Origin of the sequence: Kitasatospora sp. NPDC051984 (genome assembly GCF_044593455.1) — a bacterium.
GTDB lineage: Bacteria > Actinomycetota > Actinomycetes > Streptomycetales > Streptomycetaceae > Kitasatospora.
This window is the reverse complement of the sequence record NZ_JBIUCB010000026.1, coordinates 46152-64837: the sequence shown is the minus strand read 5'-3', so window position 1 is coordinate 64837 and position 18686 is coordinate 46152. Positions and strand designations below refer to the sequence as shown.

Sequence of the window (18686 nt, the reverse complement as noted above, 5' to 3'; positions counted from 1 at the left end):
TGGTGTCACGAAGAGCAATGCAACAGATCACCTGGGTGTCCGTCAAGCAGCGGTTGTGCTGCGGCGGCTCGCGCCGCGGCGGCCGCGGGACTCGATCCACCGGGCGAGGGCGGTGAGGGCGAGGCACATCGCGATGTAGATCGGGGTGCCGATCAGGACCACCGGGATGTACGGGTAGCCGTCCGAGTTGGAGGCGATGAGCTTCATCTGCCACAGCAGCTCGGGGTAGGTGATGATGTAGCCGAGCGAGGTGTCCTTGAGGGTGACCACCAGCTGACCGATGATCGCCGGGAGCATCGAGCGGACGGCCTGCGGCACCAGCACGATGCCCATCACCTGGGTCTTGCGCAGGCCCAGGGCGTAGGCCGCCTCGGCCTGGCCGCGGGGGACGGCGTTGATGCCGGAGCGGATGATCTCCGCCTGCACGGCCCCGTTGTAGAGGGTCAGACCGATCACCAGCGCCCACATCGGCTGGGCGCCGAACGCCGCGCGGTACAGCGCGAAGATCATGATGACCAGCGGCATGGCCCGGAAGAACTGGACCACCACATTGCTGGCGACGCGCACCGGGAAGTGGTCGGAGAGCCGGCCGGCGGCGAGCAGCGAGCCGAGGACCAGCGAGCCGACCGCGGCCAGGCCGAAGGCCTCCAGGGTGGACAGCGCGCCGTCGAGGATGCGCTGCTGGACGGCCGTGTACTCGAACGGCGACCAGAGCACGGCGTCGAACTGCCCGGCGTCGGAGAGACGGACGACGATGTACCAGATCAGGCCGGCGATGCCGGCCAGGCCGAGCAGACCGAGGATCAGGTTGCGGACCCGGGCTCGGGGGCCGGGGACGTCGTACAGGACGGAGGCGGCGCGGGTGCTCATCGGGCCACCGCCACGCGACGCTCCAGGGTGGAGAACACGGCGTTGATGCTGAAGCTGATCGCCAGGTAGGCGAGCGCGATCCAGAAGAAGATGGCGAAGATGTCGTATGCCTCCTCGGACAGGACCTTCTGGAAGCTGAACAGCTCAGGCACGTTGAAGGCGCCGGCGATGGCCGAGTTGCGGGGCAGGGCGATGAACACCGAACCCATCGGGGCGATCACCGAGCGGGCCGCCTGCGGCAGCACCACCAGCCGGAGGGTCTGGCCGAAGCCCATGCCGAGCGAGCGGGCCGCCTCGGCCTGGCCGATCGGCACGGTGTTGATGCCGGCCCGCAGCACCTCGCAGACGAAGCTGCCGGTGTAGGCGCTGAGCGCGATCACCGCGAGCGTGAAGCTGCTGAAGTGCACGTCCAGCGGCGGCAGGACGAAGGTCACCGCGAAGAACAGCAGGGTCAGCGGGGTGTTGCGGAAGATCGTCACCCAGGCGGTGCCGAATATTCGGAGCACCGGGACGGGCGAGACCCGGAAGGCCGCCAGCACGACGCCCAGTATCAGGGCGAAGAGGGCGCTGAGCGCGCTCAGTTCGATCGTCCGCAGGAAACCCTCGGCGAATGCCGAGAAGTTTCCGTTCTCGAAGATCAATCCCATGCCGGCGGCCCTCCTTTCTCAGTAGTTGGGTCTGACCGGACGTCAGCCGGCGATCGGGTCCAGGGCCGGGATGGCCGGCGCGGCGGAGCCGGACAGGCCGAGGGTGGCGTCGTACGCCTTCTTCCAGTCGCCGTTGTCCTCGTGCGCCTTCAGGGCGTCGTTGATCGCCTTCTGCAGCACCGCGTCGCCCTTGTTCAGGCCGACGCCGTAGCGCTCCTCGGAGAAGGGGGTGCCGACGACCTTGAGCTTGCCCTGGTTCTTCGCGGCGTAGCCCTTGAGGATCGAGTCGTCGGTGGTGACCGCGTCGACCTCCTTGGTCAGCAGCTTCTCCACGCAGAGCGAGTAGTTGTCGAACTGGACGACCTTGGCCTCGTACTTCTGGATGTTGGTGATCGAGGTCGAACCGGTGGCGGTGCAGACCGACTTGCCCTTGGTGGACTCGGCGCCGGTGATCTCGGTGTTGTCCTTGTTCACCAGCAGCGACTGGCCGGCGATGTAGTACGGGCCGCCGAACGCGACACCCTTGTCCTTGCGGGTCTGGGTGATCGAGTAGGTGCCGACGTAGTAGTCGACCTGGCCGCCGGTGATCGCGGTCTCACGGTTGGCGGAGGCGATGGTGGAGAACTCGATCTGGTCGGCCGAGAAGCCGAGGTCGGCGGCGATCATCTTGGCGACCTCGATGTCGAAGCCGCTGCGCTTGGTGGTCTGGACGTCCTCGAAGCCGAGGAACGGCTGGTCGGCCTTGGCGCCGATCTTCAGCTTGCCGCGCTTCTTGGCCTCGGTCCACGCCGGCGAACCGTCCAGCTTGGCGTCGGTCTTGACGGTGTAGGTCGGCAGCTGCGGGGCGGCCGAGCCGTTGGGGGCGGCGGTGTCGCTCGGGGAGCCGTCCTTGCCGCAGGCGGCGACTGCCGTCAGGGCGAGAACGGACAGGGCGGCGGCAACAGTGCGACGGGCCTTCATGCGGTCGTTCTTCTCCTCGGGTGGGGGCCACGGCAGGCTCCGGGCCACTGCGAACTGACGATTACTGACGCTTGATCGACTGCGGGACTCAGTGCTGCAGGATCTTGGACAGGAAATCCTTGGCACGGTCGGAGCGCGGCGCGGTGAAGAAGGCGTCGGGGGTGTTCTCCTCGACGATCCGGCCGTCCGCCATGAACAGCACGCGGTTGGCCGCGGAGCGGGCGAAGCCCATCTCGTGGGTGACCACGACCATGGTCATGCCCCGCGCGGCGAGCGAACGCATCACCTCGAGCACCTCGTTGACCATCTCCGGGTCGAGGGCGGAGGTCGGCTCGTCGAAGAGCATCACCTTCGGGTTCATCGCCAGCGCGCGGGCGATCGCCACGCGCTGCTGCTGGCCGCCGGACAGCTGCGACGGGTACTTGTCGGCCTGGGCGCCGACGCCCACCCGCTCCAGCAGCTCCCGGGCCGTCTTCTCGGCCTCGGCCCTGGCGACCTTGCCCACCTTCACCTGGGCGAGCACCACGTTCTCCAGCACGGTCTTGTGCGAGAACAGGTTGAAGGACTGGAACACCATGCCCACCTGGGCACGCAGCCGGGCCAGTTCGCGGCCCTCGGCCGGCAGCGGCTTGCCGTCGACCTCGATCGTCCCGGAGTCGATGGTCTCCAGCCGGTTGATGGTGCGGCACAGCGTCGACTTGCCGGAGCCGGACGGGCCGATCAGCACCACGACCTCACCCTGGGCGATCTCCAGGTCGATGTCCTGCAGCACGTGCAGGGCGCCGTAGTGCTTGTTCACCCCGCGCAGGGCCACCAACGGCGCGGTTTCGCGCAGCTCGACACTGTTCTCGGTCATCGCCGTCCGCTCCCTCGTCCTCCGAACCCGGGGCCAACTCGCTTGGTCCGCAGAGCCGGTGATGGTCCGTCTGATGTTCGGGGGGGCCGGAGCCGGCGGAGCTCTCGGCCCCCCGAACGGGGCGACTTTAGGCAGGTACACGACGTCCAGTCAGCCGATCTGAGCTGAACTTGAGGATCACGGTTCGGCTACGCCGGGTAGTCACGGCACGCCGAATACCGGAGCTGTAACGGACCGGCCGATGCGGTTGACCTGGTGACGCCGGATGGGAGTGGATGCCAGGATGGCCCGGTTCCACATCGGACCGAGCCATGCCGCCCGACTGCCGACGGCGGCCCGCACGCACACCGGCGAACACCGCAGGAAGGAGCCCGATGCGCCTGCTCCTGGTCGAGGACGACGACCGCGTCGCCGCCGCTCTGGTCGCGGTGCTGGGCCGGCACGGCTTCCAGGTCCGGCACGCCCGCAGTGGCCACGAAGCGCTGGACGCGCTCGTCCCGGACGGCAGCGAGCCCTACCGGGTGGTGCTGCTCGACCTCGGACTGCCCGACCGCGACGGCTTCGAGGTGTGCAGCCGGATCCGGGCCGGCAGCGGCGTCCCGGTCATCATGGTGACCGCCCGCGCCGACATCCGCTCCCGCATCCACGGACTCAACCTCGGCGCCGACGACTACGTGGTCAAGCCGTACGACATGGGCGAACTGCTCGCCCGCATCCACGCGGTGGCCCGCCGCGGCACCCCCAAGGGCGCCGAGGAGAGCGGCCCCGAGTTCGACGGCCCGCTGGCCTCCCGCGGCGTCGAGATCGACCGCGAACGCCGCCGGGTCAGCGTCAACGGACGCGACGTGCCGCTCACCCGCAAGGAGTTCGACCTGCTGGCGCTGCTCGCCCAGAGCCCCGGCGTGGTCTACCGCCGCGAGCAGATCTTCAGCGAGGTCTGGCGCTCCGGCTGGGAGGGCAACGGCCGCACCCTGGAAGTCCACATCGGCTCACTGCGCACCAAACTCGGCCTGCCCGGCCTGGTCGAGGCCGTCCGCGGCGTCGGCTACCGGCTCATCCCCGACGACCCCGAGGGTCCGGCCGGGCCCGCCGGCGACACCGCGGAGCGCTGACCACCCGTGCGCAACCGCCTGCTCGGCATCCTGATCGCCCTGATGGCCTGCGTGCTGGCCGCCCTCGGAGCGCCGCTGGCCTACTTGATCGCCTCGTCCGAGCAGTCCAAGGTCGTCGTCGACCGGATCGACGACGCCGCCAGGTTCGCCCAGGACCTGCCCACCCAGGGCGGCGCCAGCACCAGCGCCGTCAAGGGCGACCCGCAGCCCGTCCCCGGCGACGACGGCCGGCGGCACGCCCTGACCAGCGAAGCCGCCCGCTACCGCGAGCTGTACGGCGCCCGGATCGGCGTCTTCCAGCGCGACGGCAGCGCCGTCGCCGTCGCCCCCGGCGACTGGCACGCCCCCGAGGACGGCCCCGGCGCCCAGGCCTACCGGGAGGCGCTGGCCGGCCGGCGCAGCCACAACCCGCCCCAGGTGTGGCCGTGGACCACCGACCGCACCCTCACCGTCGCACTGCCCGTGGTCCGCGACGGCGACGTGGTCGCCGTGGTGCTCACCGAATCGCCCACCGGCCCGCTGCGCGCCCGGATCCTGCACCGCTGGCTGGTGCTGGCCGGCGGCGAGGCGCTCGCCATGATCGTCGCCATCCTGCTCGCCATGCGCCTCACCGGCTGGGTGCTGCGCCCCGTCCGCACCCTCGACCGGGCCACCCACGACATCGCCACCGGACGGCTCGGCGCCCGGGTCGCCCCCAGCGGCGGACCTCCCGAACTGCGCCGCCTGGCCCGCTCGTTCAACGACATGGCCGACCACGTGGTGCTCGCCATCGACCAGCAGCGGGCCTTCGTCGCCGACGCCTCCCACCAGCTGCGCAACCCGCTGGCCGCACTGCTGCTCCGGGTCGAACTGATCGGACTCGACCTCCCCGAAGGCAGCGAGGAGGAACTCGCCGCCGTCCGCGAGGAGGGCGCCCGGCTCGCCCGCGTCCTCGACGACCTGCTCGGACTCGCCACCGCCGAAGGCTCCCGGCCCGAACCCGAACCCGTCGACCTGGCCGAACTGGTCTGCACCCGGACCGACGCCTGGCAGCCGCTCGCCGACCGGCGCCAGGTTCGGCTCCAGTGGCAGGGACCGCCGATGGCGCACGCCTGGGCCGACCCGATCGGCTTCGGCAGCGCGCTGGACGCCGTCCTCGACAACGCGCTCAAGTTCTCCCCCGTCGGCAGCACCGTCCGGGTCGGCCTGACCATCACCAAGGACGAGGTCACCGCCACCGTCACCGACGCCGGACCCGGCCTCACCGAGGAGGAACTCGCCCGGATCGGCGACCGGTTCTGGCGCTCCTCCCGGCACCAGAACGTCGACGGCTCCGGCCTCGGCCTCTCCATCGCCCGCACCCTGCTGCTGGCCGGCGGCGGCAGCCTCGGCTTCGCGACCGCCGAACCGAACGGGCTGAGCGTGCTGCTCACCGTGCCGCGCCGGAAGTGGAACTGACGTCAGGGTTTGACCGACTGGTAGTAGCGCTTCGCGCCCTCGTGCAGCGGCAGCGGATCGGTGTACACCGCGGTGCGGAGGTCCACCAGCTGCGCCGCGTGCACCTCGCCGCCGATCCGGTCCCGGCTGTCGATCACCACCCGGGTCAGCGCCTCCACCAGTGCCGGGTCCATGCTCGCCCGGGTCACCAGCAGGTTCGGCACCGCCACCGTCGGCACCGGCGTGTGCGGTGGCCCCGCCAGCGGGTAGGCGTCCGCAGGGATGGTCGCCGCCCGGTACGCGTCCATCCCGCCGCCCTCCAACTTGTGCAGCGGATCCGACAGTTCGCCCAGCGGCACGATCCGGATCGAGGTGTGCTCCGAGAGGTCGGTCAGCGCCGCCGTCGGTAGGCCGCCCGACCAGAAGAACGCGTCCAGCTGCTTCGCCTGCAACGCGTCCGCCGCGTCGCCCACCCCCAGCTTCTTCGGCTGGATGTCCGTGCCCGGGTTCAGGTGCGCCGCCTCCAGCAGCCGCTTGGTCACCAGGTTCACGCCCGACCCGTCCTGGCCCACCCCCACCCGCAGCCCGCGCAGGTCCGACACCGTCTTCACCTGCGAATCCGCCGGCACCACCAGCTGCATGTAGTCGTCGTACAGCCGGGCGATCGCCCGCAGGTCCGGCTTCGGCCGGTCCTGGTCCTTCAGGAAGCTGGCCACCGCGTCCGCCGTGGCGATCGCGAAGTCGTCCTGGCCCGACACCAACCGCTTCAGGTTGTCCAACGAGCCCTCGGAGTTGTCCAGCCGGACCTTCACCCCCGGCATCGCCGACCGCATCGAGTCCTTCAGCAGCACCCCGTACCGGTCGTACACCCCGCGCGGAACCCCGGTCGCGAACGCCGCCTCCCCACGCAGCCCCGACCCCGTCCGCGCCGAGGACACCCACCACCCACTCGCACCGGCCACCACCAGCAGCAACACCGCCAGCACGCGCACCAGCGGACTGCGCACCGCGGAACGCAGCACGGCACCGGTGGTTCTGGGCGGATCGGTCGAAGCAGCCATGCAGGGATACTGCCAGCCGGGACCGCCCGGCGGGAGGCCCCTTCCGCTGCCCGTACCCTTGCTCTGTGGGTATGGAGGAGAGCTTGCGAACTTACAAGGTCGTCACGTACGGCTGCCAGATGAACGTCCACGACTCCGAGCGCCTGTCCGGGCTGCTGGAGGAGGCCGGGTACGCCAAGGCCGCCGACGACGGCGAACCCGACCTGGTGGTCTTCAACACCTGCGCGGTCCGCGAGAACGCCGACAACAAGCTGTACGGCAACCTCGGCCGGCTCGCCCCCGCCAAGCAGGCCAACCGCGGCATGCAGATCGCCGTCGGCGGCTGCCTCGCCCAGAAGGACCGCGAGACCATCGTCCGCAAGGCCCCCTGGGTCGACGTGGTCTTCGGCACCCACAACATCGGCCACCTGCCCGCCCTGCTCGAACGCGCCGCGATCGAGCGGACCGCGCAGGTCGAGATCCTCGACTCGCTGGAGACCTTCCCCTCCACCCTGCCCACCCGGCGCGAGTCCGCGTACGCGGCCTGGGTCGCCATCTCGGTCGGCTGCAACAACACCTGCACCTTCTGCATCGTCCCCGCCCTGCGCGGCAAGGAGGAGGACCGCCGGCCCGGCGACATCCTCGCCGAGGTCGAGGCGCTGGTCGCCGAGGGCGTCGTCGAGGTCACCCTGCTCGGCCAGAACGTCAACGCCTACGGCTCCGACCTCGGCGACCGGCAGGCGTTCTCCAAGCTGCTGCGGGCGTGCGGGGAGATCGACGGCCTGGAGCGGGTCCGCTTCACCTCGCCGCACCCGAAGGACTTCACCGACGACGTGATCGCCGCGATGGCCGAGACGCCGAACGTGATGCACCAGCTGCACATGCCGCTCCAGTCCGGCTCCGACACCGTGCTGCGCGCGATGCGACGCTCCTACCGGCAGGAACGCTTCCTCGGCATCATCGAGAAGGTGCGCGCCGCGATGCCCGACGCCGCGATCTCCACCGACATCATCGTGGGCTTCCCCGGCGAGACCGACGAGGACTTCGAGCAGACCCTGCACGTCGTCCGGGAGGCCCGGTTCGCCAACGCGTTCACCTTCCAGTACTCCAAGCGCCCGGGGACGCCGGCCGCCGAGATGGAGAACCAGATCCCCAAGGCCGTGGTGCAGGAGCGCTACGACCGGCTGATCGCCCTCCAGGAGGAGATCTCCTGGGAGGAGAACAAGAAGCAGGTCGGCCGCAAGCTGGAGATCCTGGTAGCCGAGGGCGAAGGCAAGAAGGACGATCGGACGGACCGCCTCTCCGGCCGCGCGCCCGATAACCGGCTCGTGCACTTCACCCGCCCCGAGGGGGGCGTGCGCCCCGGCGACGTGGTGACCGTCGAGATCACCTACGCCGCCCCGCACCACCTCCTCGCGGAGGGCCCCGCGCTCGGCGTGCGCCGCACCCGGGCGGGGGACGCGTGGGAGAAGCGACAGGCTGCGCCCGCGAAGGCGGCCGGTGTGATGTTGGGCCTCCCGTCGATCGGCGTTCCGGCTCCGCTGCCGGCTGCGCCGGGCGGCTGCGGGTGAACTGACAGGGGGATGCACGACCTGGCGCGCGGGGAACTGCGCGAGCAAGGAGTGAACGCCAGCTAGGTCGCGATCAAGTGCAGGTCATTGTCCTGCGTCGCGATCTTGCGGTGGGGTGCCTCCCGCTTCGCGCAGTTCCCCGCGCCCCTGGTTTCGCACCCGCACCGTAGAGTGATCCGCATGCTTGTTGCCGCCGCCGTGTGCCCGTGTCCGCCGTTGCTCGTGCCCGAGGTCGCGGTGGGGGCCGCGGGGGAGGCGGAGGCGTTGCGGGGGGCGTGCCTGGACGCGGTGCGGGGGCTCGCGGATGTCGAGCTGGTCGTCGTGGTGGGGACGGGCGACAAGGCCGGGGTGTGGACCGAGGGCGGGGCGGGGTCGTTCCGTCGGTACGGGGTGCCGAAGGCCGTGAAGCTGCCGCTGGGCGGGGTGGACGGCCCGGAGCTTTCGCCGGCGTTGACGGTGGGGGCGTGGCTGCTGGAGGAGGCGGGCGTCCAGGTGCCGACGCATGCCGTCGCGGTGCGGCCGGACACGGCCGCCGAGCGGTTGTTGGGGCTGGGCCGGGGGCTGGCCGAACTCGCTGATCGGGTGGGTCTGTTGGTGCTGGGTGACGGCAGTGCCCGGCGTTCGGTGAAGGCTCCGGGGTATCTGGACGAGCGGGCCGAGGGCTACGACGGGGCGGTGGCGGCGGCGCTGGCCGCGGCGGACGTGGCGGCGCTGGCCGCGCTGGACGCGGAGCTCTCGGCGGAGCTGCTCGCGGAGGGCCGGGCGCCCTGGCAGGTGCTGGCGGGCGCGGCGGAGGGCGCGTCGCTCGGCGGCGAGCTGCGGTACGAGGACGCTCCGTACGGTGTCGGCTACCTGGTGGCCTCCTGGCGCTGATCGCCAGCAGGCCACCGGGGCGCGAGGTTTCAGTCGTCCTTGGGCTTCGCCGCGAAGTCGTCGCGGGCGTGCTTGGCGGCCGAGGTGCTCTTCTCGATCTTTTCGCTGTACTTGTGCTTGGTGGCCTTGTCGATGGTCTCGCCGGCCTTGTCCACCATGTTGTCGATCTTGTCGCCGTGCTTTCCGGCCAGCTCACTGGCCTTGTCCTTGAGTTCCTCGGCCTTGCCCTTGAGGTTGTCCATCAGACCCATGGGGCGTTCCTCGCTTTTCGTGTCAGATCGGTCCAGGCATAGCTGATCTTCCCCGGTCAACGAGGCCGCGACACGAGAGGTGCCCGGGTTTTGCGAGACTGGTGGGGTGAGCGGTTCCTCCTCTTCTTCTTATGTACGTCCGCGCCGGGTGGTGTCGGTGGTCGGTTCGACGGCGGCCGGCAAGTCCGATCTGGCGGTGGCGATCGCCCGTGAGCTCGGCGGGGAGGTGGTGAACACCGACTCGATGCAGTTGTACAAGGGCATGGACATCGGCACCGCCAAGCTGCCCGAGGACGAGCGCGGCGGTGTTCCGCACCATCTGATGGACATCTGGGAGGTCACCGAGACCGCCTCGGTGGCCGAGTACCAGCGTCTCGCCCGGGCCGAGATGGACCGGCTGCTGGCGGCCGGCCGGGTGCCGGTGCTGGTGGGCGGTTCGGGCCTGTACGTGCGGGCGGCGATCGACGAGATGGAGTTCCCCGGTACGGACCCCGAGGTGCGGGCCCGGCTGGAGGAGGAGCTGGAGCGGGTCGGGCCGGGCGTCCTGCACCGGCGGCTGGCCGGGCTGGACCCGGCGGCCGCGGAGGCGATCCTGACCAGCAACGGGCGGCGGATCGTCCGGGCGCTGGAGGTCATCGAGATCACCGGGCAGCCGTTCACCGCGAACCTGCCGACGCAGCGCGCGGTGTACGAGGCGGTGCAGATCGGTGTGCAGGTGCCGCGGCCGGAGCTGGACCGGCGGATCGAGCTGCGGGTCGACCGGATGTGGGAGGCCGGCCTGCTGGACGAGGTGCGGGCGCTGGAGCGGGTCGGGCTGCGCGAGGGGCTGACCGCGAGCCGGGCGCTGGGCTACCAGCAGGTGCTGGCGTTCTTCGCCGGCGAGTGCACCGAGGACGAGGCGCGGGCGGAGACGGTGCGGGCCACCCGGCGGTTCGCAAGGCGTCAGGAGTCGTGGTTCCGGCGGGACGACCGGATCCACTGGCTGGACCGTCCGGAGGGCGCCGATCCGGTCGAACTCCTGGGCCGCGCAATGGAACTGATTGATCGCCCGGAACGCCCCGGCGACACCGGCTGACCGGCGGATTTCGGCTGCCCAGGGGCGTGATCAGGCCAGTCGCCCGGGCAGTTGCACCGGCAGACGCAGGTGCAGGAGGTACCGGCGGTCACGGCCGGATCACGTCCTGGCATCGGATCACCCGATCACCCCGTGGGACGCCCTGTCCGGGTCTTGCCGCGTGCCATCATCGGTAGCACCGAGGCCCGGCACGCGGGCCGGCCTCACCGCCCGCGAGCTCCGGAGTTCGCGTCGAGCCGTCAGGGGAGGCCGCGTGTCAACGGGTACCGGCCCCGAAACCGATGAGCTGCTGGGCGACGTGTCCGACGGTTCCGAGACGCTGCCCGAACTGGCCGTCCCGACCACCTCGTACGCGGTGGCGCTTCCCGCGATCGACGACCTGGCCACCGCGCCGGGCGTGGTGCACGTGCGGGACATCCGGCCGCGCCGCCGGCTGCGCTGGTGGCAGATCCTGCCGATCGCCGGAACGGTGATGTTCGGCTCGCTGATGTTCGCCTTCCCGCTGGCCTTCGGCAGCGAGGGCGCGACCGCGATGATTGGGATGCTCGGCCTGCTGATCACCGCCGCCTCGGTCGGCTGGGGTGCGATGGCCGCCCGCCGGGCCGGTTACAAGTGGCCGGGCGTGCCGCGCCGGGGCTCCTCGGAGCGGGCCGGCTGGAAGGCCATCGTGGTCTACACCCTGCTGGTGGCCGTCGCCCTGGCGCTGGCCGTCTGGCGGGTCGTCCACCTGCGCGGTTAGCTCTTCGCGGCCGTTACCATCGGCGGTGTGAGCGAGCGCAGCGGAATCAGCGGAACGGCCTTCCTCAAGGGGCACGGCACCCAGAACGACTTCGTGATCGTCCCCGACCCGGACGGTGAGCTGGAGCTGTCGGCGGCCACCGTCGCCGCCCTGTGCGACCGGCGGGCCGGGATCGGCGCGGACGGCGTGCTGCGGGTGGTGCGCTCGGCGGCCGAGCCGGTGGCGGCGGGGATGGCCGGGCAGGCCGAGTGGTTCATGGACTACCGCAACGCGGACGGTTCGATCGCCGAGATGTGCGGCAACGGGGTGCGGGTGTTCGCCCGCTACCTGGTGCACGCCGGGCACGCGAAGCCGGGCGAGCTGGCGGTCGCCACCCGGGCCGGGGTGAAGCAGGTGCGGATCGCCGAGGACGCCGCCGACGGCACCCCGGGCGAGATCACCGTGGGCATGGGCCGCGCGGTGCTGCCCGGCCCGGACGACATCACCGTCACCGTCGACGGCCGCAGCTGGCCCGCGCTGAACGTCAACATGGGCAATCCGCACGCCGTCGCGTTCGTCGAGGACCTCGCGTACGCCGGGCGCCTGTACGACGCGCCGGCCACCGCGCCCCAGGGCGTGTACCCCCAGGGCGTGAACGTGGAGTTCGTGGTGGACCGCGGCGAGCGGCACGTGGCGATGCGGGTGCACGAGCGCGGCTCCGGCGAGACCCGCTCCTGCGGGACGGGCGCCTGCGCCGTCGCGGTGGCCGCGATCCGCCGCGCGGGACTGGACCCGGCGGACACCGGACGGGCCGTCAGCTGGACGGTCGACCTGCCCGGCGGGCGGCTGGTGATCGAGGAGTTCCCCGACGGCCGGATCGAGATGACCGGCCCCGCCGTGATCGTCGCCGAGGGCGTTTTGGTGTAACGGCAGGTCAGCCGGACGAACCGTCAGCTCCCGCTTCCCACGCCGCTATCCGGCTAATCCCCCCGTTCGGGTGATACCGATGGCAGAGCCGAAGCGGGGGCTCGCCGAACGTGCTGTGCTCGGTAGCATGGACCACCGGGTCGGCCGTCGCTCCGGTGTTGCTGCCGGAGGTGCAGATGACCATCCGCTCCGAGTTGGCGGGCTCGCCGTCCAAGCAGCAGGCGAGCCGCTTCAGCCGTGCGGCGCTCGGCCGGGCCGGCCGGGCGGCGCTGCTCGCCACCGGGCGGACGCCCGTCCCCGACGCCATCGAACCGATCGTGCAGGCGCACCGGGTGCACCACCCGCAGGCCGATCTGGCGCTGCTGGCCCGGGCCTACCGGGTCGCCGAGGAGAGCCACCGCGGGCAGACCCGCAAGAGCGGCGAGCCGTACATCACCCACCCGCTCGCCGTCACCATGATCCTCGCCCAGCTCGGCGCGGACACCACCACGCTGGTCGCCTCGCTCCTGCACGACACCGTCGAGGACACCGAAGTGACGCTCGATCAGGTCGCCGAGGTCTTCGGGCCGGAGATCGCGTACCTGGTGGACGGCGTCACCAAGCTGGAGAAGGTCGACTTCGGCGCGGCGGCCGAACCCGAGACCTTCCGCAAGATGCTGGTCGCCACCGGTGACGACGTCCGGGTGATGGTGATCAAACTCGCCGACCGGCTGCACAACATGCGCACCATCCGGCACATGAAGCCGGCCAGCCAGGTGCGGATCGCCAAGGTCACCCGGGACGTGCTGATCCCGCTCGCCGAACGGCTCGGCATCCAGGTGGTGAAGGCGGAGCTGGAGGACATCGTGTTCGCCACCCTGCACCCCGAGGAGTACGCGGACACCGGCGCGGTGGCCGGCGGCTGGGCCGACGGCGTGCTCGCCCCGTTCGCCACCGAACTCGGCCGCCAGCTCGGCGAGGCCGGGATCTCCTCCGCCGTCACCGTCCGCCCCCGGCACCTGGTCTCGCTGCACCGGGTGATGATCAAACGCGGGGCCGGCCCGGACGGCGCGGCGCTGCGGCCCGCCGACTACGGGCGGCTGCTGGTGGTGGTCGAGGAGAACGCCGACTGCTACGCGGTGCTCGGCGAACTGCACACCTGCTGGACGCCGCTGCCCGGCGAGTTCAAGGACTTCGTGGCCGCCCCCAAGTTCAACCTGTACCAGTCGCTGCACACCGCGGTGGCGCTGCCCGGCGGCGAGGTGATCGAGGTCCTGGTGCGCACCCGGCGGATGCACGAGGTCGCCGAGACCGGCGTGGTCGCGCTCGGCGACCCGCGCACCGCCGACCGGCAGGGCGCCGCCGACGACCCCGAGGACCGCACCGACCCCGCCCGCCCCGGCTGGCTGGCCCGGCTGCTGGAGTGGCAGCAGGACACCCCCGACCCGGACGCCTTCTGGTCCGCGCTCACCGCCGACCTGCGCGACGACCGCGAGATCACCGCCGTCACCGAGGACGGCACCACCCTGCACCTGCCCGCCGGCGCCAGCTGTCTGGACGCCGCCTACCTGATCGGCGAGGAGACCGGCCACCGCTGCATCGGCGCCCGGATCAACGGCCGGCTCACCGCGCTCTCCACCGAACTGCGCGACGGCGACGTGCTCGGCCTGCTCACCGCCCCGCCCGGCGAGGACAGCGGCCCCGACCGGGAGTGGCTGGAGTACGTCCGCACCCCCGCCGCCCGGCTCGCCATCGAGCGCCGGCTGGCGGCCGGGCCGCTGCCCGCGCCCGCCGCCGAACGGCCGCCCGCGGCCGGCGCCCCGGTGCCCGCCGCCGCCCCGCCCGCGCCGCCCGCCGCCGCACCCGGCGCGCCCGCCGACGTGCCCGAACTGCCGGGTGCCACCGTCCGGTTGGCACGCTGCTGCACGCCCGTGCCGCCCGACGCGGTGGCCGGCATCGTGCTGAGCGGCGGCGTCGTCGCGGTGCACCGGACCGGCTGTTCGACCGGCACCCGGATGCTGCGCGGCGGCCGCCGGGCGGTCCCGGTCCGCTGGCTGCCCGGCGGCGCCCCGCAGTGGGGCTACCGGGCCACCCTGCACGCCGAGGCGCTGAACCGGCCCCGGCTGCTGGCCGACCTGACCGCCGCGATCTCCGGCGAGGGCGTGTCGATCTTCTCCGCCGACGTCGAGCCGCCCCGCCAGCTGCGGGTGCGGCACAGCTACACCCTGGAACTCGCCGACGCCGCCAAGCTGCCCGCCGTGATGCGGGCGATGCTCCGGGTGTCGGGCGTGTACGACGTGTACCGGCCGGGCGGGCCCGAGGAGCTGCCCGGCCGGGCTCCGGCGCCGGCGGCCGGGACGGAGCGGGCCGTGCCGGGGCCGGTGGCGGAGGCCGTCGTGGCGGCTGGTAAAAGGGATGACTCGGGCACAGCGGGCGTGCGACCATCGTGGGGAATTCACGGCGGTTCCGCCGTGTTGTCCGAGAGCATCACCCGATCAATCCAAGGATGAAATGACCTCCACGTTCGACAGCCGCACCCGATCGAGCGAGTCGGCCAACCGCCTCGCCGACCTCAAGGCGGAAGCCCTGATGGACGAGGACCTCGCGGCGATCGACGAGGGCCTCGGCAACTACGACGGAGAGCAGTACGACCGTTCCGAGCGCGCCGCGCTCCGGCGTGTCGCGGGCCTCTCCACCGAACTGCAGGACGTCACCGAAGTCGAGTACCGCCAGCTCCGCCTGGAGCGTGTGGTGCTCGTCGGCGTGTGGACGGACGGCACGCTCGAGGAGGCGGAGAACTCGATGGCCGAGCTCGCCGCGCTCGCCGAGACGGCCGGCTCCGAAGTCCTGGACGGTGTGATCCAGCGCCGTGACAAGCCCGACGCGGCCACCTACATCGGCTCCGGCAAGGCCAAGGAGCTGCGCGACCTGGTCGCCTCCTCCGGCGCCGACACCGTGGTCTGCGACGGTGAGCTCACGCCCGGTCAGCTGATCCACCTGGAAGACGTGGTGAAGGTCAAGGTCGTCGACCGCACCGCCCTGATCCTGGACATCTTCGCCCAGCACGCCAAGTCCCGTGAGGGCAAGGCACAGGTCTCGCTCGCGCAGATGCAGTACATGCTGCCGCGCCTGCGCGGCTGGGGTGCGTCGCTGTCCCGGCAGATGGGTGGCGGTGGCTCCGGTACCTCGGGCGGCGGTATGGCCACCCGTGGTCCCGGTGAGACCAAGATCGAGACCGACCGTCGGCGGATCCGCGAGAAGATGGCGAAGCTCCGCAAGGAGATCGCCGACATGAAGAAGGGCCGCGACACCAAGCGGCAGGAGCGGCGGCGCCACCAGGTGCCCTCGGTGGCCATCGCCGGGTACACCAACGCCGGCAAGTCCTCGCTGCTCAACCGGCTCACCGGCGCCGGCGTCCTGGTGGAGAACGCGCTGTTCGCCACCCTGGACCCGACGGTCCGCCGGGCGCAGACCCCGAGCGGCCGGCTGTACACGCTGGCCGACACCGTCGGCTTCGTCCGGCACCTGCCGCACCACCTGGTCGAGGCGTTCCGCTCCACCATGGAGGAGGTCGCCGACGCCGACCTCATCCTGCACGTGGTGGACGGCTCCCACCCGGAGCCGGAGACGCAGCTCGCCGCCGTGCGCGAGGTGATCGTCTCGGTCGAGGCACAGAACGTGCCCGAGATCGTGGTGATCAACAAGGCGGACGCGGCCGACCCGGCGGTGCTCCAGCGTCTGCTGCGCCGCGAGCCGCACGCCATCGTGGTCTCGGCCCGCAGCGGCCTGGGCATCGAGGAGCTCCTCACCCTGATCGACGAGGAACTGCCCCGCCCCGCGGTGGAGGTCAAGGTCCTGGTCCCCTACACCCGCGGCGACCTGGTCTCCCGGGTGCACGCGGAGGGCGAGCTGATCAGCGCCGAGCACACGGCGGAAGGCACGCTGCTGCACGCCAAGGTGGCGGCGGTGCTGGCGGCCGAGCTGGAGCGGTACGCGGTCGTCACCGCGTAGTGGTAGCGCACGAACTACGGACGGCCCGCGGTGGGAGTTCCCGCCGCGGGCCGTCCGCGTGCCAGGGCTACTTGGTGTTCTGGATGAAGGCCTCGAACATTCGCTTGGCGTCCGGGCCGAGGTTGGGCCCGGCCATCCAGGTGTCGTCACCGATCGAGTTGTCGGAGAACAGCACCGTCTTGCCGTCGTGCTTGGTGAACCAGCCGCCGCCGGAGGCGCCGCCGGTCAGGTCGCAGCCGATGGCGAGCATCGGCGGGCGGGAGGGGTCGAAGACGAACGGGGTCGGCTTCAGGGGGGAGTCGCAGTGCTCCAACTCCTGGCCGTCGAACGGCGGGTCGTTCGGGTAGCCGTACGAGGACGGCGAAGTGATCTCGTCCGGCTGGGCGCCGAACCAGATCGGCACCGATCCGCCCACGGTCTCCTCCAGTGAACGGCTGGAGCCGTCCTGGGAGGCCACCCGGAGCACCGCGAAGTCGAACTGGCTGGTCGGGCCGCCGGTGTGGCCGACCTTCTCGTTCCACTGTGGCATCACGTACATGTCGCGGGCCGCCCAGACGCCCAGAGGGGCCATCTGCTCACGGGTGGCGTTCTTGCCCTTGCCGTTGCTGGTCGCACCGGACTTGTTGTAGGAGGGGATGAACATGATCTTCTTGAAGTAGTCACCGCCCTTTCCCCCGTGCGTGCAGTGAGCGGCCGTCCACACCAGGTTGCTCTTGCCGGGGTGGCTCGGGTCGGACACCACGGTGCCCGAACACACCATGTTGCCCTCGGGAGCCTGGAAGAAGATCTTGCCGAGCACCGCGGTGTCCGCGCTGTACGGGTGCGGCTGCGGCTTGGCCGCGATGGTCTTCGGGAAGGTCACCTTCGACAGTGTCGGGTACTGCTGGACGTTCGGCCGGTCGGTGGTGACGCCCTTCGCGCCCGAGACCTTCGCGTTGTCCCAGAAGGCCTTGATCGCCTCCAGGTCCTCGGGCTTGAAGCCGTTCTTGGAGGCCCAGTCGGCCCAGTCGGAGGCGTTCCAGCTGGAGATCTTGGAGAGGGCGCCCTGAATGTCCTTCACATCGACACCTGGCTGCCCGGAGCTGCTGCTGGCCGGAGGCGCCGCGTTCGTGGTCTTGCTCTGGCTCTGGCAGGCGGCGGTGGTGACGGCGAGTACCGTCACCAGGGCGGCCGCGGACGCGTTCCGGATGCGGCGCTTCACGCGGTGCTGGTCGGTCATGGGTGATTCCCCCCGTGGTCGTCGTTCGGTCGAGAAGGTCGTGCGGAGGTGACGGGCGGTCACTTCCGGGAGATGTAGTCGAGGGCCTGGCGGGCCACGCCCTCCAGGTAGGGGCCGTTCAGGGCGGTGTGCGCCTGGGTGCCGATGGAGGTGTTGCTGACCAGCCGTTGACGGCCGTCCGGGCCGTCAACGAACCAGCCGCCGCCGGAGGCGCCGGCCGTCATGGTGCAGCCGATCACCAGCATCGCGGGGCGCGCGGCGTCGAAGCTCCGGGCGGCCGGGCGGCCGGAGTCGCAGCGCTCCAGCTCCTGCCCGTCGAACGGCGCGACGGCCGGGTAGCCCCAGGCCTGGATGGCGAGCTGCTCGCGCGGCGCGTCGAACCAGACCGGAACGGCGGTGCCGAGCACCTCCTCCAGCGAGCGGCTCTCGCCCTCCGGGCCGTGCACCTTGATCACCGCGAAGTCGTACTGGTTCGCGGCGTCCCCGCCCCTGGTGCCCTCGGTGGTCCACAGCGGTGAGGTGATCACCTTGTCCGCCCACCACTGCCCGAGCGGGGCGACCTCGGCGAGCGAGGCCTTGTGGTGGTCGCTGGCTGCGCCCGAGCTGTTGTAGGCCGGGACGAAGACCAGGTTCTTGTACCAGTCGCCGCCCTTGCCCTCGTGGACGCAGTGCGCGGCCGTCCACACCAGGTTGCTGTGGCCCGGGTTCGCCGGATCGGCCACCACGGTGGCCGAGCACTGGCCGGTGCCGCCGTTCGGCGCGGTCAGGAAGACCTTCCCCGACGCCGGATAGCTGGTGTACGGCCGCGGCACCGGCTGCGCGGCGACCGCCGGGACCGGGCCCGGACCGGTTCCCGTGGACGGCGAGGGTGCTGCGGACGCCGACTCGGGCGCCGGCGCGGGCTGCTGCGGCGGCGCCTGGTCCATCGTCTCGGCGCTCCACGCGCCCGCCATCACCGGATTGCGGAAACTGTGCCGCTGCGCCCAGTGGTCCCACTCGGTGAACCCCCAGTGCTTCAACTCGGCGAAGCTGTGCGGGTTCCCGTCCCCGCCCGGGCCGCCGTCCGAGCCGCAGCCGGCCACCCCGCCCAGCAGCACCGCCGCGGTCAGCGCGGCCAGCACCCCCCGTGCCCTCACTCTCAACCCCCCTGAAACGGTCCGT

At 71.5% G+C, this 18686-nt stretch carries 17 protein-coding genes; 9 read left to right on the top strand and 8 right to left on the bottom strand.

Annotated features, from left to right (window positions below):
- Window positions 1-42 precede the first annotated feature (42 nt).
- The 4 genes from ACIHEI_RS32150 to ACIHEI_RS32135 form a co-directional block, all read right to left on the bottom strand.
- A complete protein-coding gene (locus tag ACIHEI_RS32150; protein ID WP_396609171.1) occupies window positions 43-870 on the bottom strand; it encodes an amino acid ABC transporter permease in 828 nt (275 codons plus the stop codon).
- The gene (locus ACIHEI_RS32145) at window positions 867-1517 is read right to left on the bottom strand and encodes an amino acid ABC transporter permease (RefSeq protein WP_387648746.1); all 651 of its coding nucleotides are present in this window, start codon (window positions 1515-1517) and stop codon (window positions 867-869) included. Before ACIHEI_RS32145 ends, ACIHEI_RS32150 begins: the two co-directional genes overlap by 4 nt.
- 42 nt (window positions 1518-1559) lie before the next feature.
- Window positions 1560-2477 carry a glutamate ABC transporter substrate-binding protein gene (locus ACIHEI_RS32140; RefSeq protein ID WP_396609170.1) on the bottom strand — a complete coding sequence of 306 codons (918 nt, stop codon included), beginning with the start codon at window positions 2475-2477 and terminating at the stop codon, window positions 1560-1562.
- A gap of 88 nt (window positions 2478-2565) precedes the next feature.
- Window positions 2566-3333, bottom strand: coding sequence for an amino acid ABC transporter ATP-binding protein (locus tag ACIHEI_RS32135; RefSeq protein ID WP_392955448.1), 768 nt, complete (start codon window positions 3331-3333; stop codon window positions 2566-2568).
- A 374-nt stretch (window positions 3334-3707) separates the two neighbouring features.
- On the opposite strand from ACIHEI_RS32135, the gene ACIHEI_RS32130 reads away from it, so the two are divergent.
- Both ACIHEI_RS32130 and ACIHEI_RS32125 read left to right on the top strand, forming a co-directional pair.
- The gene (locus ACIHEI_RS32130) at window positions 3708-4445 is read left to right on the top strand and encodes a response regulator transcription factor (RefSeq protein WP_387648754.1); all 738 of its coding nucleotides are present in this window, start codon (window positions 3708-3710) and stop codon (window positions 4443-4445) included.
- Window positions 4446-4451: 6 nt separating this feature from the next.
- Complete coding sequence (locus tag ACIHEI_RS32125) at window positions 4452-5882, top strand: sensor histidine kinase (protein ID WP_396609169.1); 1431 nt, start codon at window positions 4452-4454, stop codon at window positions 5880-5882.
- A 2-nt stretch (window positions 5883-5884) separates the two neighbouring features.
- Here the strand turns inward: ACIHEI_RS32125 and ACIHEI_RS32120 are convergent, their stop codons facing one another.
- Window positions 5885-6922: a TAXI family TRAP transporter solute-binding subunit gene (locus tag ACIHEI_RS32120; protein WP_396609168.1), complete on the bottom strand. Its 1038-nt coding sequence runs from the start codon at window positions 6920-6922 to the stop codon at window positions 5885-5887.
- Between the two features lie 71 nt (window positions 6923-6993).
- Between ACIHEI_RS32120 and miaB the strand changes: the two genes are divergently transcribed.
- Window positions 6994-8472 (top strand): tRNA (N6-isopentenyl adenosine(37)-C2)-methylthiotransferase MiaB, encoded by a 1479-nt coding sequence (miaB, locus tag ACIHEI_RS32115; protein WP_396609167.1) that lies wholly within the window; start codon window positions 6994-6996, stop codon window positions 8470-8472.
- Window positions 8473-8652: 180 nt separating this feature from the next.
- Window positions 8653-9345, top strand: coding sequence for a hypothetical protein (locus ACIHEI_RS32110; protein WP_392955442.1), 693 nt, complete (start codon window positions 8653-8655; stop codon window positions 9343-9345).
- 29 nt (window positions 9346-9374) lie between these two features.
- Here ACIHEI_RS32110 and ACIHEI_RS32105 read toward each other — a convergent pair whose 3' ends face one another.
- A complete protein-coding gene (locus ACIHEI_RS32105) occupies window positions 9375-9596 on the bottom strand; it encodes an antitoxin (protein WP_387648766.1) in 222 nt (73 codons plus the stop codon).
- Between the two features lie 148 nt (window positions 9597-9744).
- Between ACIHEI_RS32105 and miaA the strand changes: the two genes are divergently transcribed.
- The 5 genes from miaA (at window position 9745) to hflX (ending at window position 16306) form a co-directional block, all read left to right on the top strand.
- Window positions 9745-10671, top strand: a complete 927-nt coding sequence (gene miaA / locus ACIHEI_RS32100; protein ID WP_396609166.1) for a tRNA (adenosine(37)-N6)-dimethylallyltransferase MiaA — start codon at window positions 9745-9747, stop codon at window positions 10669-10671.
- Window positions 10672-10924: 253 nt separating this feature from the next.
- Window positions 10925-11410 (top strand): hypothetical protein, encoded by a 486-nt coding sequence (locus ACIHEI_RS32095; protein WP_387648770.1) that lies wholly within the window; start codon window positions 10925-10927, stop codon window positions 11408-11410.
- A gap of 27 nt (window positions 11411-11437) precedes the next feature.
- Window positions 11438-12316, top strand: a complete 879-nt coding sequence (dapF, locus tag ACIHEI_RS32090; protein ID WP_396609165.1) for a diaminopimelate epimerase — start codon at window positions 11438-11440, stop codon at window positions 12314-12316.
- 176 nt (window positions 12317-12492) lie between these two features.
- Window positions 12493-14805 carry a RelA/SpoT family protein gene (locus ACIHEI_RS32085; protein ID WP_396609164.1) on the top strand — a complete coding sequence of 771 codons (2313 nt, stop codon included), beginning with the start codon at window positions 12493-12495 and terminating at the stop codon, window positions 14803-14805.
- 1 nt (window position 14806) lies between these two features.
- Window positions 14807-16306 carry a GTPase HflX gene (hflX, locus tag ACIHEI_RS32080; protein ID WP_387648776.1) on the top strand — a complete coding sequence of 500 codons (1500 nt, stop codon included), beginning with the start codon at window positions 14807-14809 and terminating at the stop codon, window positions 16304-16306.
- Window positions 16307-16373: 67 nt separating this feature from the next.
- Here the strand turns inward: hflX and ACIHEI_RS32075 are convergent, their stop codons facing one another.
- Both ACIHEI_RS32075 and ACIHEI_RS32070 read right to left on the bottom strand, forming a co-directional pair.
- Entirely contained in the window at window positions 16374-17525 is a 1152-nt protein-coding gene (locus ACIHEI_RS32075; protein WP_396609163.1) for a trypsin-like serine peptidase, read from the bottom strand.
- Between the two features lie 59 nt (window positions 17526-17584).
- The gene (locus ACIHEI_RS32070; protein WP_396609162.1) at window positions 17585-18661 is read right to left on the bottom strand and encodes a trypsin-like serine peptidase; all 1077 of its coding nucleotides are present in this window, start codon (window positions 18659-18661) and stop codon (window positions 17585-17587) included.
- Window positions 18662-18686 lie beyond the last annotated feature (25 nt).